The sequence below is a fragment of the Pseudomonas sp. HP_14 genome, from assembly GCF_055283875.1.
Map to the genome: position 1 here is coordinate 152,436 of NZ_JBTOQI010000043.1, position 15,783 is coordinate 168,218.

A 15,783-nucleotide genomic window follows, 5' to 3' on the forward strand; every position below is an offset into this window, starting at 1 on the left:
TAATTGTCCGGGAACGGCTTTTTCAGGACCATGAACATTCCTCCGTGAGTCATGCCTATTCCTACGGATATTGGTGGCTCAAGATGCCTATACGGCGCATATCTGCGATGATGCAAGTGTCTAATCCTCTGCTCGGTGCCTCATGTCGTTGCCTCATCATTCCGATGCCAATGCCACTCTCGTTTCGCTGATCAAGCCTTTGGCGACACGCCCGGGCTTTGTGCCGACGCTGCTGCCTGAAGTCAACGTGGTGTCGCTCTCTACCTATGTGGCAAGCAGCCCGCAGATTTACGAGCCGAGCCTGATGATCATTGCTCAGGGCGGTAAGCTGGCCAGTCTGGGGTCGCGTACCCTGGATTACGGTGCCGGGCATTATCTGGTTCAGGCGCTTTCGGTGCCGTTCATGTGTGAAACGTTCGCCACGCCTCAGGCGCCCTTGTTTGGGGTGTCGGTAGCGATTGATCGTGTGATGTTGGGCGAGTTGGTGCAGGCCATGGGGCCGATGCCTGATCAGGTCGTCGAAGCGCAGACACCTGAATCAATGACGTCTGCTGTGCTGGATGCGCCGATGCGTGAAAGTGTCGAGCGCTTGTTGCGCTGCCTGCATGATCCGCTGGATTGTCAGGTGATGGGCCCGTCACGCTTGCGCGAGGTGCTTTACGCTGCGTTACGTGGCCCACAGGCCGGTGTCTTGCGTGCGCTGGTCGCGCAGCAGAGTCATTTTTCCCGAATCGCCGCTTCACTGGCTTATCTGCACAGTCATTACGCCGAGCCGCTGAATGTCGAAACCCTGGCACGGCAGGCGAACATGAGTGCTTCGACGTTTCACGAGCATTTCAAACGCAGCACATTGTTATCGCCGGTCCAGTATCTCAAACGGCTGCGCCTGCTCAAGGCCCAGCAAATGTTGATTGCCGAAGGAATGGGCGTGGCGCAGGTTGCGCATTGCGTCGGCTATCAAAGCACGTCGCAATTCAGTCGTGAGTACAAACGCTACTTTGATCGAAACCCGGGCGAAGAGAGCGTTCACCTGCGAATCCCTGCCTGATGTGTGAATAAAAAAAGCCCCGTAAGGGGCTTTTCTCTTGCAGCTTGCAGCTAAGAACTTGCCGCTGTTCTTTTACATATTCGGATACGTCGGCCCGCCGCTGCCTTCTGGTGTCACCCAGGTGATGTTCTGCGAAGGATCCTTGATGTCGCAGGTCTTGCAGTGCACGCAGTTCTGGGCGTTGATCTGGAAGCGCTTCTCGCCGTCTTCCTGCGTGACCACTTCATAAACGCCTGCCGGGCAGTAACGCTGGGCCGGTTCGTCGTACAAGGGCAGGTTGGTGCTGATCGGGATGCTCGGGTCAGTCAGCTTCAGGTGGCAAGGCTGTTCTTCTTCGTGGTTGGTACCGGAGATGAACACCGAGCTGAGCTTGTCGAAACTGAGCTTGCCGTCGGGTTTCGGGTAGTCAATCTTCGTCGAGTCCGCGGCCAGCTTCAGGCAGGCGTAATCCGGCTTGGTGTCGTGCAGGGTAAACGGCAGCTTGCCGCCAAAGATGTTCTGATCAACAAAGTTAAACGCGCCGCCGATGATCGCACCGAACTTGTGCAGTGCCGGACCGAAGTTACGGCTGGCGAACAGCTCTTCATGCAACCAGCTGTTTTTGAATGCGGTGACGTAAGCGTTCAGTTCATCGCCGCCTTCCTTGCCTGCCAGCAACGCTTCTGCCACCGATTCAGCCGCCAGCATGCCGGACTTCATGGCGGTATGGCTGCCTTTGATCTTGGCGAAGTTAAGCGTGCCCAGATCGCAGCCGATCAGTGCGCCACCCGGGAAGACCATTTTTGGCAGCGAATTCAGGCCGCCCTTGCAGATCGCCCGCGCGCCATAGCTGATGCGTTTGCCGCCTTCCAGGTACTGGGCGATGACCGGGTGATGTTTATAGCGCTGGAATTCGTCGAACGGCGACAGATAAGGGTTGCTGTAAGACAGGTCGACGATGAGGCCAACGACCACCTGGTTGTTTTCCAGGTGATAAAGGAAGGAGCCGCCCATGTTGTCGTCGTCCAGCGGCCAGCCAGCGGTATGTACCACCAGACCTTGTTCGTGTTTAGCCGGGTCGACTTCCCAGATTTCCTTCAGGCCGATGCCGTAGTGCTGTGCGTCAGCTTCGGTATCAAGGTTGAAACGTTTGATCAGTTGCTTGCCAATGTGGCCGCGGCAGCCTTCGGCGAACAGCGTGTACTTGCCACGCAACTCCATACCGGGCGTATACAGCCCGTCTTTTGGCTGGCCCTCACGGTCGACACCCAGGTCGCCGGTAATAATGCCGCGTACTACGCCGTTTTCGTCGATCAGGGCTTCCTGAGCGGCGAAGCCCGGGTAGATTTCGACGCCGAGGTTCTCGGCCTGCTGAGCAAGCCAGCGGCACAGGTTGCCCAGCGAGATAATGTAGTTGCCCTCGTTGTGCATGGTCTTGGGCACGAACAGGTCAGGGACTTTTACTGATTTTTCAGCGCTGCGCAGAACATAGATGTCATCGCGCTTGACCGGAGTGTTCAGCGGTGCGCCGAGGTCTTTCCAGTCCGGGAACAGCTCGTTCAGGGCGCGAGGTTCGAACACTGCGCCCGAGAGGATGTGTGCGCCAACTTCGGAGCCTTTTTCCACCACGCAGACGCTGATTTCCTGACCGGCTTCAGCGGCCTTTTGCTTCAGACGGCACGCGGCAGAAAGCCCGGCGGGGCCGGCACCGACGATGACGACGTCGAATTCCATAAATTCGCGTTCCACAGGCTATCTCCTACTCAAGGCTCACAGTATTTTTTTATATGAAGCGTACAGGCTACGTGTCGGGCATCAGCGATCCGCGCACGTTCAAATGCGGCGCATTATATCTACACCACCTGACAGGGCCAATACAAACGTTTGTTTGAAATGGCCGCAGGCCATATAAAACATAGATGCGCGGCTCATGACTGGCGGTTTTGTCGTATTGACCGCATAACGGGTTGCGGTCAAGATACGGACGGTTTTGCGCTCGCCGTAGGCTGGACATCGCCTAAACTGCACCTCTGAGGCGTCACGAGCGCGCTACAGGCAAATCCAGGTCGCAAATATGCGGGTGCGAAGTTTACACGCCCGTTTGCGTCAGATGTACGGCATCTGGCGTTTATCCCTGTTTTTGGTGGCTTGTTTATTGAGTTCACCGTTCGTTCTGTACGAATACGGCTGTTTCCAGAGGTGGTATTGCTGCACTGATGACGTATATCAATCGCTTGGCTAGCCGCTAGCCGGGCGACTTCTTTTCACCGGAGAGAAACGAGGAATCCATGAAGGTTCTTGTAGCTGTCAAACGAGTGGTCGACTATAACGTCAAGGTTCGCGTCAAGGCGGACAACTCCGGCGTCGATCTCGCTAACGTCAAAATGTCGATGAACCCCTTCTGCGAAATCGCTGTGGAAGAAGCCGTACGCCTGAAAGAGAAGGGCGTTGCGACCGAAATCGTGGTGGTTTCCATTGGCCCGACCAACGCTCAGGAGCAACTGCGTACCGCGTTGGCTCTGGGGGCCGATCGTGCCATCCTCGTTGAGTCCGCTGATGAGTTGAACTCCCTGGCTGTTGCCAAGTTGCTCAATGCCGTCGTTGCCAAGGAGCAGCCACAGCTGGTTATCCTCGGCAAGCAGGCGATCGACAGCGACAACAACCAGACTGGCCAGATGCTCGCAGCTCTGAGCGGTTTCGCTCAGGGTACCTTTGCTTCGAAAGTCGAAGTGAGCGGTGACAAGGTTGCTGTGACCCGTGAGATCGACGGTGGTCTGCAAACCGTTTCGTTGAGCCTGCCAGCGGTGGTCACCACTGACCTGCGTCTGAACGAGCCACGCTACGCCTCGCTGCCAAACATCATGAAAGCCAAGAAGAAGCCGCTGGAAGTGCTGACGCCTGACGCTTTGGGTGTTTCCACCGCATCGACTACCAAGACCATCAGGGTTGAAGCACCTGCTGCACGTAGCGCGGGCATCAAGGTCAAGTCGGTCGCTGAATTGGTCGAGAAACTGAAAAACGAAGCGAAGGTGATCTGACCATGACTATCCTGGTAATCGCTGAACACGACAACGCTGCATTGGCTCCGGCCACTCTTAACACTGTCGCTGCAGCTGCCAAAATCGGTGGCGACATTCACGTACTGGTTGCCGGTGCAGGCGCTTCTGCTGTTGCCGACGCTGCTGGCAAAGTAGCGGGTGTGGCTAAAGTGCTGGTAGCCGATAACGCCGCCTACGCCCATCAGTTGCCGGAAAACATCGCTCCACTGGTTGTTGAACTGGCCGGTGGTTACAGCCACATTCTGGCTGCTGCTACTTCCAACGGCAAAAACATCCTGCCACGCGTTGCTGCCCTGCTGGACGTTGACCAGATTTCCGAGATCATCTCAGTGGAATCGGCTGACACCTTCAAACGTCCGATCTACGCCGGTAACGCTATCGCTACCGTGCAGTCGTCGGCTTCGGTCAAAGTGATCACCGTCCGTGCCACCGGTTTCGATCCGGTTGCTGCTGAGGGTGGTTCTGCCGCGGTTGAAGCAGTTTCCGCTGCTCATGATGCAGGCAAGTCCAGCTTCGTTGGCGAAGAACTGGCCAAGTCTGATCGTCCAGAGCTGACAGCTGCCAAGATCGTCGTTTCTGGCGGTCGTGGCATGCAGAATGGCGACAACTTCAAGCACTTATACGCGCTGGCGGACAAGCTGGGTGCCGCTGTTGGCGCCTCCCGTGCCGCAGTGGACGCAGGCTTTGTGCCGAACGACATGCAGGTCGGTCAGACCGGCAAGATCGTTGCTCCTCAGTTGTACATCGCGGTGGGTATTTCCGGCGCGATCCAGCATCTGGCGGGTATGAAAGACTCCAAAGTGATCGTCGCGATCAACAAGGACGAAGAGGCTCCTATCTTCCAGGTAGCCGATTACGGTCTGGTCGCCGACTTGTTCGAAGCAATCCCTGAGCTGGAGAAGCTGGTTTAATCCAGACGCCTGCCTTATAACTGCTTCTATAGAAGCCCGTTCGTTTCGGCCTGTGAGCATTGCACCGCGTGCAAGTTCACGTGATCCGGGCGAGCGGGTTTTTTATTGGCTGTCTTCTATAGGCAAAATAAAGCGATGGGCAAAAAACCTTGGCGCAAAAAAACTGATGCATAAAGGACTCTCCATGGCTCGGCCAACAACGCTGCTTTCAGCGCTCGCAATCAGCTTGCTCGGCCTGCCGGTTCAGGCGTTTGCAGCAGGCAAGTGCGAACGTTTGATCGTTACCGGCAGCCCGGATGCGCCGCCTTATCTATGGCGTGACCCTCAGGATCCGAAACACTTGATGGGTGCCAGTGCTGACCTGTTCAAGCAGGCGGCGCAGGAGTTGGGCATCAAAGTCGAAGTGTTATATGCCGGTAAACGAAGCCAGGCGCTTGATGAGGTGCGTAGCGGTCGCATGGACATGCTGGTGGATGCGCCCTTGAATCAGACTGAGCTGGAGGCGCTGGACTACATCCATCCGCCTCTGATCCAGAATGAGATCATGGTCTGGACCCGTCACGATCAAATATTGCCGCTCAGCACACTGGCTGATCTTCAAGGTCACACTGGCGCTGCTTCCGAAAGAATTCGCCTCACGCAAGCGTTCGAGGCGGCTGCCAAGGCGCACCTTACGCTTGAGCGTCTTCCCAATCTCACAGAGGCCTTCCAGAAGTTGATGCTGGGCCAGGTAGACTACGTGCTTGCCAGTCGTTATCCGGGCATGGCGATGGTGCAGACGCTGGGGCTTGCCAAGGATCTGCTCGCGCGCCCGGAGCCTGTGGACCGGCCGGGCCTGTATCTCGCGCTGTCGTTCAACTCGGCCTGCAATGATCCCTGGCTTCGCGGACAACTGGCCAAAAAGATGACAGAATCGGCCGCCTCTGGTCTGTCGGGCGAAGCAGTTAAACGCAATCTGGAAACCTGGAAGGCTCAACTACTGCAACCGGCCAGCGCCTCAAACAAGTAGGAATGTTTTTTGTGATTTCTTCTGTAATTGGTTATGCGACTGTGTTTGTAAAAAAACGCGCCTTATTTGCCGCTATGGCGCTCGCTGCATTGGCTGGCTGTGCCAATGATCCGGCCCCGATTGAACAAATGAAGCTGACTGAAAAAGCCGTTACTCAGGCCAAGGCTGTAGGTGCGGTCGACGATGAGCCAGCCATGCAGTCGGCAGAATCGAAACTGGCTCAGGCCCGATCCGATATGACCAACCAGTCGTATAAGGCTGCGCGCATGCAGGCCGAACAGGCTGAGCTGGATGCGCGTCTGGCGGAGGCCCGGGTTCTGACTGAAAAGAGTCAGGAGCAAGTGACTCAACTGAATACTCGCCTCAATCGTCTGCGCAAGCAGTTGGGGGAAGGCCAGTGAAGCGTATTCCTCGTGTATTAAGCGTCTGCCTGCTGTTGGGCTCTGCCGGACTTTATGGGTGCGCAGGTCACCAGGGCGGCGAGCAGGCTTTGCAGCAGGCCAGTGCCGACTTCCAGAAAGTTAAAGAAGACGGCGATGTTCTACGCAGCGCTCCCAAGGATGTAGTCCGGGCAGGTGAGTTGCTGGGCAAGGCAGAGCGGTTGTCGAGCTATCTGGGCAGTGGCAGTGATGTGGCGCATTACGCCTACCTCAGCAGTCGCTACAGTGAGATCGCTCGCGAGCACAGCAATTTTTTGCTCAATAGCGAGCGCCTGGAAAAGCTGGAGATGGAGCGTCAGCGTTTGCAGCTGGCATTGCGGGAGGCGAAGCTGGCCAGCGCTCAGCAACACGGTCAGTGGCTGGAAGACCAGATTGTTAGCCTTGCCACTACGCAGACCGAGCGTGGATTGGTCATGACGTTGGGCGATGTGTTGTTCGATACCGGTCATGCTGAACTGAAAAGCTCGGCTAACCGGACTGTGCTCAAAGTCGTGCAATTTCTGCAGCTCAATCCAAAGCGTATCGTTCGTATCGAAGGCTACACCGATAACACCGGCGACAAGCAGGAAAACCTGCGTTTGTCCCAAGAGCGGGCGCAATCGGTGGCTGACGTGCTGACGGACCTGGGTGTTGATGAAAAACGTATCCACGTTCAGGGCTACGGTGATGAATATCCGGTAGAGGCCAACGCGTCGGAGCGTGGGCGCGCGAAAAACCGTCGGGTTGAGATCGTTTTTTCTGATTCAAAAGGGCATCTCGGCCCTAATCGTTAAAAAAAGTTTGAAAAAATCGACGCCTGTTTTCAGGTGTCGATTTTTTTTTGGCCAAAAAAGCCGGTTGGTTGGCGTTTTTGCCTGATTAATTATTTAAACAACTCAACGCAGGGCTAGCCGTTCGGGAAACTGTCCCAGTACACTTCACAACTGTTCTGGTGACAAAACGACTCTTTCCTTACAAAAGCAAGTCGCCAGCGGTTCTAGAGGCTGCGTCATGACCAACCTTCTGCTCTACCAAAAAATCGCTCAGCAACTGGCTGAAGATATTCGCCGTGGTGTTTATCAGCCCGGCGAGCGTGTGCCTTCCGTGCGCAAGATGAGCTCTCAGCTCAATGTCAGTCATGCGACCGTCTTGCAGGCCTATGCGAATCTGGAAGATCAGGGCTTGATCCGGGCGCGCCCCCAGTCCGGTTATTACGTGCACCAGACACCGGCTTTAACGGCGCCTACGCCCGATATTGCCAGGGTTGAAAGGCCCGGGCTGGTGACGCGCAGCAGTATCATTCAGCAGGTTTTGATGGAGTCGCGCCGAGAGGGTGTATTCCCCCTGGGCGCCGCAGTGCCTCACGTTGACTACCTTCCGGTGCGCGCCCTGCATCAGCAGATCGCCAAGGTGACGCGCTTCCAGAGCCCGCGGGCCTTCAGTTACATGTTCAGCCCGGGATTTGAGCCGCTTCGTCGTCAGGTCGCGATTCGCATGCGTGATGCAGGCGTGGTGGTTGATCCGGCCGACGTGGTCATCACCCATGGTTGCGTCGATGCCTTGCAGATGGCGCTGCGTGTGGTGACGAGGCCGGGTGACCTGATTGCTGCAGAATCGCCAAGTTACTACGGGTTGCTCCAGTTGGCTGACCTGTTAGGCCTCAAAGTCATTGAGATTCCCAGTGATCCGCAAACCGGCATCAGTCTTGAGGCATTACAGTTGGCGGCCAACCAATGGTCTATCAAGGCATTGGTGCTCACCTCACGGCTGAGCAATCCGCTAGGTAGCACCATGCCCGAAGAGCGTCAGAAGCACTTGCTGCGTCTGGTCTCCGATTTCGACATCCAGGTGGTTGAGGATGACATCTATGGCGAGCTGATGTTTGAGCAGGGGCGAGCCAAGGCATTGAAAGCGTTTGACCGGCTAGGCCGCGTTATTTACTGCTCCAGCTTCTCAAAAACCTTGTCGCCGGGTGTGCGTATCGGCTGGATGATTGCGGGCAAATATCAGGCCGAAATTCAGCGTCTGCAAATATTCAGCACCCATTCGGCGTGCAGCGTCACTCAGATGGGTGTTGCTGCCTATCTGGAAAATGGGGGTTATGATCGGCATCTGCGGTTCATCCGCGTGGAATACCGAAAAAATCTCAGCGCATTTCAGCTCGCTGTACAGCAGTACTTCCCTGAAGGAACGCAAATGAGCCGACCTCTGGGTGGCTTCATTCTGTGGGTCAGCTTGCCTGGGCGAGTCAATACCCAGGAACTGCATATCCGAGCTTTGGAGCAGGGCATCAGCATTGCACCGGGACTTATCTTCAGCAATACAGAACAGTTCAATCACTGCATCCGCCTGAACTGTGGCATTCCATGGAATCGTGAGGCAGAGCGGGCGCTGATGACGCTCGGAATGCTTGCCAAGCAGTTATGCCAGGAAACGGTTGACCTCTACTGAGGTCAGCTATGTAGGTCCTGCAGAAATAGCGTCGATCTGTGGGTTGAATCTCTGTCTTGTTATTGGACGTGCAACAGGCGAGCATGTGTTCTCTGCCTTTGCCATTTCTGCCTTATGAATGTTTTTCGCTGTATCGCACTGTCGATTGTCGTTCTTCTGGGTGCCTGTGATGCTCAGGAGAATGTTGCGCCCAAGCCTAAGGTTTCCGCAGAGGCTCAGTCTCCGGTGAAGCCGGATGCCAGCCATCCCGCTGCCGTGCCGACCAAGCCTGTTGCTGAGTCTGCTCCTGAGCCTGTCAGGGCGCCCGTGCATGATTTGGCGCCCAATGTTTCAGTGGTTCCGGTGACAGCCAAAGGCGACGCAGCGCCCGCCAGCAGAGCGAACAAGGCAGATGCAGTCAAGGCGCCTGTGGCCAAAACAGCGGCCGAGAAAAAGCGCGACGCGGTAACCCGCAAGTCAGTGGCCGAAAGTAAAAAAACGCTCAAAGACACCAGTCTCAACAATGCCAAGCTCGATTTGAGCCTGCCACCTGAGCTGGCTGAAGAGTTGCAGCCCGCTGGAACGACCAAGGCTAAACCTCGCAAACCTTTATTGCCGCCGATGTTTGGTGACAAGCGTGCTTCGGGTAACGACCCCTTTGAGCTCAATGGACGTATTCTCAGCAACGAAATGGAGTTGCAGATGCGTAACGAGAGTCGGCGCGATGTGGAGGGTGCTGCCCTGGACTTCAAGTTCAGGCAGTAGTGCTGGCCATTTCAAACGTGCGTTTCAGCGGGTACTATCGTCACTTCTAAATTATCTGTCAGGGTGCTGGTCATGGACTGCCGCTCAGGTTGTGGTGCTTGCTGCATCGCGCCTTCTATCACTTCCCCGATCCCCGGCATGCCTGATGGCAAGCCTGCGGGTGAGCGTTGCCTGCATCTCTCGCTGGACATGCTATGTGCGATCTTTGGCCAGCCCGAGCGGCCTGCTGTGTGCAGTCAGTTCATGGCGGCGCAGGATGTTTGTGGGGTGGATCAGGCGGATGCGATTCGTCTTATTACCTGGTGGGAGGAGGCGACGGCGGTAGCGTAACCCTTGCTGAGCGACAGAATTGATTCGCTGGAACTTCAAACAATAAGGAATACAAGAATGAGTTCGCTGCATCGAATGGCTGTTGTCTGTGGTTTGACGGTGGTTATGTCTGCGGGTGTTCACGCGGATGACTGGAAAGTCGCGAAGAATGAGGAAGGGATCAAGGTCTCGCTCAGTGAGGTGCCAGGTTCTCAGTACAAGGCCTATCGCGGCGAAACGGTGATCAATGCCAGCGTCGCGAAACTGCGCGGCCTGCAGGAGGATGTGGCGGGCGCCTGTGCGTGGATTCATGAGTGCAAATCGCAAAAGATGCTCAAGCACGAAGGCAATCAGGCATGGACCTATACCCAGATCAACACGCCGTGGCCCGTAACCCCGCGTGATTCAGTGCTGCTGGTGACGACGGAAGAGGGCACCGACGGTAGCCTGACCCGTAAACTCCAGGAAGTGCCCAAGTACATTCCCGAAGAGAAAGGCTTTGTGCGGGTGTCTCAGGTCGACGGCTTCTGGAAATTCGTACCCCAAGGCCCGGACAAGACTCAAGTGACTTATCAGGTGCATACCGAGCCGGGCGGTAGCGTGCCCTCCTGGCTGGCCAATAAGTTCGTGGTGGATGCGCCGTTTAATACGTTGAAGGCGTTGAAGGAAAGGGCTGAGAAGTAGGGTCTCTGATCAAACATAAAATAACCCACTGAAGTTGGATGCTTTTTGTAGGGGTGAGCTTGCTCGCGATAGCGGTCGAACTGTTGAGAGTTATCGTCTGGCCTGACGCTATCGCGAGCAAGCTCACTCACAGGTCCAATGTCTGCTTCGCGACAGCGCTGTGTCAGGGCGCAGAGCGATCTTCTGCGGGGAATGGATAATCAACAAGTGCCATATTCTTCAGACACAAAAAAGGGCTGCCAATGGCAGCCCTTTTCAGTTGTAGCGTGAAGCTTACTTGCGCTCTTCCAGTGGCACGATATCGCGGGCCACGTAGCCGGTGTACAGCTGGCGTGGACGGCCAATCTTGTACGGGCTGGAGAGCATTTCTTTCCAGTGCGAGATCCAGCCGACGGTCCGCGCCAGGGCGAAGATCACGGTGAACATGCTGGTTGGAATACCGATCGCCTTGAGGATGATGCCCGAATAGAAGTCAACGTTCGGGTACAGCGAGCGTTCGATGAAGTAAGGATCGGTCAGCGCGATCTCTTCGAGGCGCATGGCCAGCTCAAGTTGCGGGTCATTGGTGATGCCCAGCTCCTTGAGAACCTCGTCGCAGGTCTGTTTCATTACCGTGGCGCGCGGGTCGCGGTTCTTGTAAACCCGGTGACCGAAGCCCATCAGCTTGAACGGATCGTTCTTGTCCTTGGCCTTGGCGATGAACTTGTCGATGTTCGACACGTCGCCAATTTCATCAAGCATGGACAACACGGCTTCGTTCGCACCGCCGTGGGCTGGGCCCCAGAGTGCGGCGATACCGGCAGCGATACAGGCGAACGGGTTGGCACCCGAGGAGCCTGCCATCCTCACGGTAGACGTCGAGGCGTTTTGCTCGTGGTCGGCGTGCAGGATGAAAATCTTGTCCATGGCCTTGGCCAGCACCGGGCTGATCGGTTTGATCTCGCACGGTGTGTTGAACATCATGTGCAGGAAGTTCTCGGCGTAGCTCAGGTCGTTGCGTGGGTACATCATGGGTTGGCCCATGGAGTACTTGTAAACCATTGCTGCCAGAGTCGGCATTTTGGCGACCAGGCGGATTGCCGAGATTTCACGGTGCTGTGGATTATTGATGTCCAGAGAGTCGTGATAAAACGCGGAAAGTGCGCCGACCACGCCGCACATCACCGCCATCGGGTGGGCGTCGCGGCGGAAGCCGTTGAAGAATGTCTTGAGTTGTTCGTGAACCATGGTGTGGTTTTTCACGACAACAACGAACTGGGCTTTCTGCTCGGCGGTTGGCAGTTCGCCGTTCAGCAGCAAGTAGCAGGTTTCCAGGTAGTCCGATTGCTCGGCCAGTTGCTCGATCGGATAGCCGCGATGCAGCAGGATCCCGTTGTCACCATCAATGTAGGTGATCTTCGACTCGCAAGAGGCGGTCGACATGAAGCCTGGGTCGAATGTGAAGCGGCCGGTGGCTGTGAGACCACGTACGTCGATAACGTCGGGGCCTACGGTGCCGGTCAGAATGGGCAGCTCGACGGGGGCTGCGCCCTCGATGATCAACTGCGCTTTATTATCAGCCATGTGGCCTCCTATTTATGCTTCAAATCATCAGACGGCCCCCCACGCAGGGCCCGCACCACTATAGTTAGATAAAATCTAAAGTCAATTTGCCTAAAGTCGTGTTCCAGAAGGCTTTCAGGCTTGATTTGCCCTGCGACATTCTGTCACTTACGCTTTTTATCCGGCCAGCGCAATCACCTATTTGAAGGGCTTCTCTGCGTTGTCATTAGTGACCTAACTGTCTATACTCGGCGTCCGACCGCCAGGGGCTTTAGGGCCTGTATACCGGAGGTCGTCACTCCCTGGGTGGTGGGTACCTGACCAGTGCACTTCCCAATAATTTGCCCTGATTGTTAGGGGCTCTTCAGTGTGAAATAAAGCCGTGAAAAGCCAACGACCTGTAAACCTAGACCTAAGGACCATCAAACTCCCAGTCACTGCTTACACGTCCATTCTTCACCGTGTCTCCGGAGTCATTCTCTTTGTCGGCCTCGTCATCATGCTTTACGCATTGGACAAGTCGCTGAGTTCCGAGGAAGGCTTCGGTGAGGTGAAAGCGTGTCTGACCAGCCCGCTGGCCAAGCTTGTGATTTGGGCTCTCCTGTCCGCCTTGCTTTATCACCTGGTAGCGGGTATCCGCCACCTGATCATGGATGCGGGCATCGGCGAGACGCTGGAAGGCGGCAAGCTGGGCTCCAAAATCGTTATCGCCGTATCCGTGGTGGTAATCGTTCTGGCGGGAGTATGGATATGGTAACCAACGTCACTAACCTGTCGCGTTCGGGCCTCTATGACTGGATGGCGCAGCGCGTATCTGCGGTCGTGCTCGCGGCTTATTTCATTTTCCTGATCGGATATCTGGTCGCGCATCCGGGCATCGACTATGCCCAGTGGTACGGCCTGTTCTCCCACACTGCAATGCGCATCTTCAGCCTGTTGGCCCTCGTTGCTCTGGGCGCTCACGCCTGGGTCGGCATGTGGACCATCGCAACTGACTACCTGACGCCGATGGCGCTGGGCAAGTCGGCGACAGTTGTGCGTTTCCTTTTCCAGGCTGTCTGCGGCGTTGCGATGTTCGCGTACTTCGTCTGGGGTGTGCAGATTCTTTGGGGTATCTGATTCATGGCTAACATAAATACACTTTCATTCGACGCCATCATTATTGGTGGCGGCGGTGCAGGCATGCGCGCTGCCTTGCAGCTGGCTCAGGGCGGCCACAAGACCGCCGTAGTCACCAAGGTTTTCCCGACTCGCTCGCACACTGTTTCGGCTCAGGGTGGTATCACCTGCGCAATCGCTTCTGCCGATCCAAACGATGACTGGCGCTGGCACATGTACGATACCGTCAAGGGTTCCGACTACATCGGTGACCAGGACGCTATCGAATACATGTGTCAGGAAGGTCCGGCTGCGGTCTATGAGCTGGACCACATGGGTATGCCGTTCTCGCGTACCGAGCAGGGCCGTATCTACCAGCGTCCGTTTGGTGGTCAGTCCAAGGATTTCGGCAAGGGCGGTCAGGCTGCACGTACGTGCGCTGCATCCGACCGTACCGGTCACGCACTGTTGCACACCCTGTATCAGGGCAACCTGAAAGCAGGTACCACCTTTCTGAACGAGTATTACGCGGTTGATCTGGTGAAGAACCAGGATGGCGCGTTCGTAGGTGTGATCGCGATCTGCATCGAAACCGGCGAAACCATGTACATCCGCGCCAAGGCGACTGTATTGGCGACCGGCGGTGCTGGCCGTATCTATTCCTCTACCACCAATGCCCTGATCAATACCGGCGACGGTGTCGGCATGGCACTGCGTGCCGGTGTTCCTGTTCAGGACATCGAAATGTGGCAGTTCCACCCTACCGGCATCGCCGGGGCAGGTGTACTGGTCACTGAAGGTTGCCGCGGTGAAGGCGGATACCTGATCAACAAGCACGGCGAGCGTTTCATGGAGCGCTACGCGCCGAACGCCAAGGACCTTGCTGGTCGTGACGTTGTGGCTCGCTCGATGGTTAAAGAGATCATTGCCGGCAACGGTTGCGGTCCAGATGGCGACCACGTGATGCTCAAGCTCGATCACCTGGGCGAAGAAGTGCTGCACAGCCGTCTGCCAGGTATCTGTGAGCTGTCGAAGACATTTGCACACGTCGATCCGGTTGTTGCTCCGGTGCCTGTTGTACCTACCTGCCACTACATGATGGGTGGTGTTGCTACCAATATTCATGGTCAGGCCATGACTCAGGATGCTGACGGCAACGATCAGATCCTGCCTGGCTTGTTCGCGGTAGGTGAAGTGGCATGCGTGTCTGTGCACGGTGCCAACCGTCTGGGTGGTAACTCGCTGCTCGACCTCGTGGTATTTGGTCGTGCTGCCGGCCTGCACCTGGAGAAAGTGCTGACCGAAGGCATTGAATACGCTGACGCAAGCGATACCGATATCGATGCCGCGCTGAGCCGACTCAATGGCCTCAACGAGCGTACCGAAGGTGAGGACGTTGCCACTCTGCGTCGCGAGCTGCAAAGCTGCATGCAGAACTATTTCGGCGTGTTCCGTACCGGCGAATACATGCAGAAAGGTATCGCCCAACTGGCGGACCTGCGCGTTCGTATTGCCAACGTGAAGATCAACGACAAGTCCCAGGGCTTCAACACTGCGCGTATCGAAGCGCTTGAGTTGCAGAACCTGCTGGAAGTCGCTGAAGCCACTGCGGTTGCTGCGGAAGTGCGTAAAGAGTCTCGCGGTGCTCATGCTCGCGAAGACTATGAAGATCGTGACGATGAAAACTGGCTGTGCCACACCCTGTACTTCCCGGGCGAGAAGCGGGTTGCCAAACGTGCAGTCAACTTTGCGCCGAAGACAGTACCGGCGTTTGAACCGAAAATTCGGACTTACTAAAGGTGGCCGCTATGTTGAAAGTCGAAGTTTATCGCTACAACCCCGACAGCGACTCTGCGCCTAAAACCCAGGTGTTCGACGTTGATACCGGTGGCAAAGACTTGATGGTGCTGGATGTATTGGCGCTGATCAAGGAGCAGGATGAAGGCTTCTCTTACCGTCGTTCGTGCCGCGAAGGTGTTTGTGGCTCAGACGGTATGAATATCAACGGCAAGAACGGCCTGGCGTGCATCACGCCGCTGTCCGCTGTGGTCAAGGGCAACAAGCTGGTGGTGCGTCCGCTGCCTGGTTTGCCTGTAATACGTGACCTGGTTGTTGATATGAGCATCTTCTACAAGCAGTACGAGAAGGTTAAGCCATATCTGTTGAACGATACCCCGGCTCCGGCCATCGAACGTCTTCAGAGTCCTGAAGAGCGTGAGAAGCTGGATGGTCTGTACGAGTGCATTCTGTGTGCTTGCTGCTCGACTTCCTGCCCGTCGTTCTGGTGGAACCCGGACAAGTTCCTCGGTCCAGCTGCACTGCTGCAAGCCTACCGTTTCCTGGCTGACAGCCGTGACAACAAGACCGCCGAACGTCTGGCTTCGCTTGATGACCCGTTCAGCGTATTCCGCTGCCGCGGGATCATGAACTGCGTAAACGTCTGTCCGAAGGGCCTTAACCCAACCAAGGCTATCGGTCACGTGCGCAACATGCTCCTGCAAAACGGCGTCTGATTTGACTGTTACACCGT

General features: G+C 56.2%; 16 protein-coding genes. 14 read left to right on the forward strand and 2 right to left on the reverse strand.

Features of this window, described 5'->3' with window-relative positions; translation table 11 throughout:
- The first annotated feature begins 142 nt into the window (after window positions 1-142).
- Complete coding sequence (locus ACYASS_RS22500; RefSeq protein WP_463587739.1) at window positions 143-1,048, forward strand: AraC family transcriptional regulator; 906 nt, start codon at window positions 143-145, stop codon at window positions 1,046-1,048.
- Window positions 1,049-1,120: 72 nt separating this feature from the next.
- Here the strand turns inward: ACYASS_RS22500 and ACYASS_RS22505 are convergent, their stop codons facing one another.
- Window positions 1,121-2,776, reverse strand: coding sequence for an electron transfer flavoprotein-ubiquinone oxidoreductase (locus ACYASS_RS22505; RefSeq protein ID WP_463587740.1), 1,656 nt, complete (start codon window positions 2,774-2,776; stop codon window positions 1,121-1,123).
- A 539-nt stretch (window positions 2,777-3,315) separates the two neighbouring features.
- On the opposite strand from ACYASS_RS22505, the gene ACYASS_RS22510 reads away from it, so the two are divergent.
- The 9 genes from ACYASS_RS22510 to ACYASS_RS22550 all read left to right on the forward strand — a co-directional run bounded on the left by ACYASS_RS22510 (window position 3,316) and on the right by ACYASS_RS22550 (window position 10,613).
- On the forward strand, window positions 3,316-4,065 hold the full coding sequence (locus ACYASS_RS22510) for an electron transfer flavoprotein subunit beta/FixA family protein (RefSeq protein ID WP_243248497.1): 750 nt from the start codon (window positions 3,316-3,318) through the stop codon (window positions 4,063-4,065).
- Window positions 4,066-4,067: 2 nt separating this feature from the next.
- Window positions 4,068-4,997: an electron transfer flavoprotein subunit alpha/FixB family protein gene (locus ACYASS_RS22515; RefSeq protein ID WP_243248496.1), complete on the forward strand. Its 930-nt coding sequence runs from the start codon at window positions 4,068-4,070 to the stop codon at window positions 4,995-4,997.
- A gap of 184 nt (window positions 4,998-5,181) precedes the next feature.
- Window positions 5,182-6,006: a substrate-binding periplasmic protein gene (locus ACYASS_RS22520; protein ID WP_463587741.1), complete on the forward strand. Its 825-nt coding sequence runs from the start codon at window positions 5,182-5,184 to the stop codon at window positions 6,004-6,006.
- A 74-nt stretch (window positions 6,007-6,080) separates the two neighbouring features.
- Window positions 6,081-6,407 (forward strand): DUF4398 domain-containing protein, encoded by a 327-nt coding sequence (locus tag ACYASS_RS22525; protein ID WP_243248535.1) that lies wholly within the window; start codon window positions 6,081-6,083, stop codon window positions 6,405-6,407.
- On the forward strand, window positions 6,404-7,219 hold the full coding sequence (locus ACYASS_RS22530) for an OmpA family protein (protein ID WP_463587742.1): 816 nt from the start codon (window positions 6,404-6,406) through the stop codon (window positions 7,217-7,219). Before ACYASS_RS22525 ends, ACYASS_RS22530 begins: the two co-directional genes overlap by 4 nt.
- 217 nt (window positions 7,220-7,436) lie before the next feature.
- Window positions 7,437-8,876, forward strand: coding sequence for an aminotransferase-like domain-containing protein (locus tag ACYASS_RS22535; RefSeq protein WP_122666531.1), 1,440 nt, complete (start codon window positions 7,437-7,439; stop codon window positions 8,874-8,876).
- A gap of 114 nt (window positions 8,877-8,990) precedes the next feature.
- Complete coding sequence (locus ACYASS_RS22540; protein WP_463587743.1) at window positions 8,991-9,620, forward strand: translation initiation factor 2; 630 nt, start codon at window positions 8,991-8,993, stop codon at window positions 9,618-9,620.
- A gap of 72 nt (window positions 9,621-9,692) precedes the next feature.
- Window positions 9,693-9,950 carry a YkgJ family cysteine cluster protein gene (locus ACYASS_RS22545; RefSeq protein WP_122666533.1) on the forward strand — a complete coding sequence of 86 codons (258 nt, stop codon included), beginning with the start codon at window positions 9,693-9,695 and terminating at the stop codon, window positions 9,948-9,950.
- A 57-nt stretch (window positions 9,951-10,007) separates the two neighbouring features.
- A complete protein-coding gene (locus ACYASS_RS22550) occupies window positions 10,008-10,613 on the forward strand; it encodes an START domain-containing protein (RefSeq protein WP_463587744.1) in 606 nt (201 codons plus the stop codon).
- A 273-nt stretch (window positions 10,614-10,886) separates the two neighbouring features.
- Here ACYASS_RS22550 and gltA read toward each other — a convergent pair whose 3' ends face one another.
- Window positions 10,887-12,176: a citrate synthase gene (gene gltA, locus ACYASS_RS22555; protein ID WP_122666535.1), complete on the reverse strand. Its 1,290-nt coding sequence runs from the start codon at window positions 12,174-12,176 to the stop codon at window positions 10,887-10,889.
- Window positions 12,177-12,537: 361 nt separating this feature from the next.
- On the opposite strand from gltA, the gene sdhC reads away from it, so the two are divergent.
- From sdhC to ACYASS_RS22575, 4 genes are read left to right on the forward strand one after another with little or no spacing between them, the layout of a single operon-like run.
- Window positions 12,538-12,912: a succinate dehydrogenase, cytochrome b556 subunit gene (sdhC, locus tag ACYASS_RS22560; protein WP_122666536.1), complete on the forward strand. Its 375-nt coding sequence runs from the start codon at window positions 12,538-12,540 to the stop codon at window positions 12,910-12,912.
- Window positions 12,906-13,274, forward strand: coding sequence for a succinate dehydrogenase, hydrophobic membrane anchor protein (gene sdhD, locus ACYASS_RS22565; RefSeq protein ID WP_463587842.1), 369 nt, complete (start codon window positions 12,906-12,908; stop codon window positions 13,272-13,274). Before sdhC ends, sdhD begins: the two co-directional genes overlap by 7 nt.
- A 3-nt stretch (window positions 13,275-13,277) precedes the next feature.
- Window positions 13,278-15,050 (forward strand): succinate dehydrogenase flavoprotein subunit, encoded by a 1,773-nt coding sequence (gene sdhA, locus ACYASS_RS22570; protein ID WP_122666537.1) that lies wholly within the window; start codon window positions 13,278-13,280, stop codon window positions 15,048-15,050.
- A gap of 11 nt (window positions 15,051-15,061) precedes the next feature.
- Window positions 15,062-15,766, forward strand: a complete 705-nt coding sequence (locus ACYASS_RS22575; RefSeq protein WP_122666538.1) for a succinate dehydrogenase iron-sulfur subunit — start codon at window positions 15,062-15,064, stop codon at window positions 15,764-15,766.
- Window positions 15,767-15,783 lie beyond the last annotated feature (17 nt).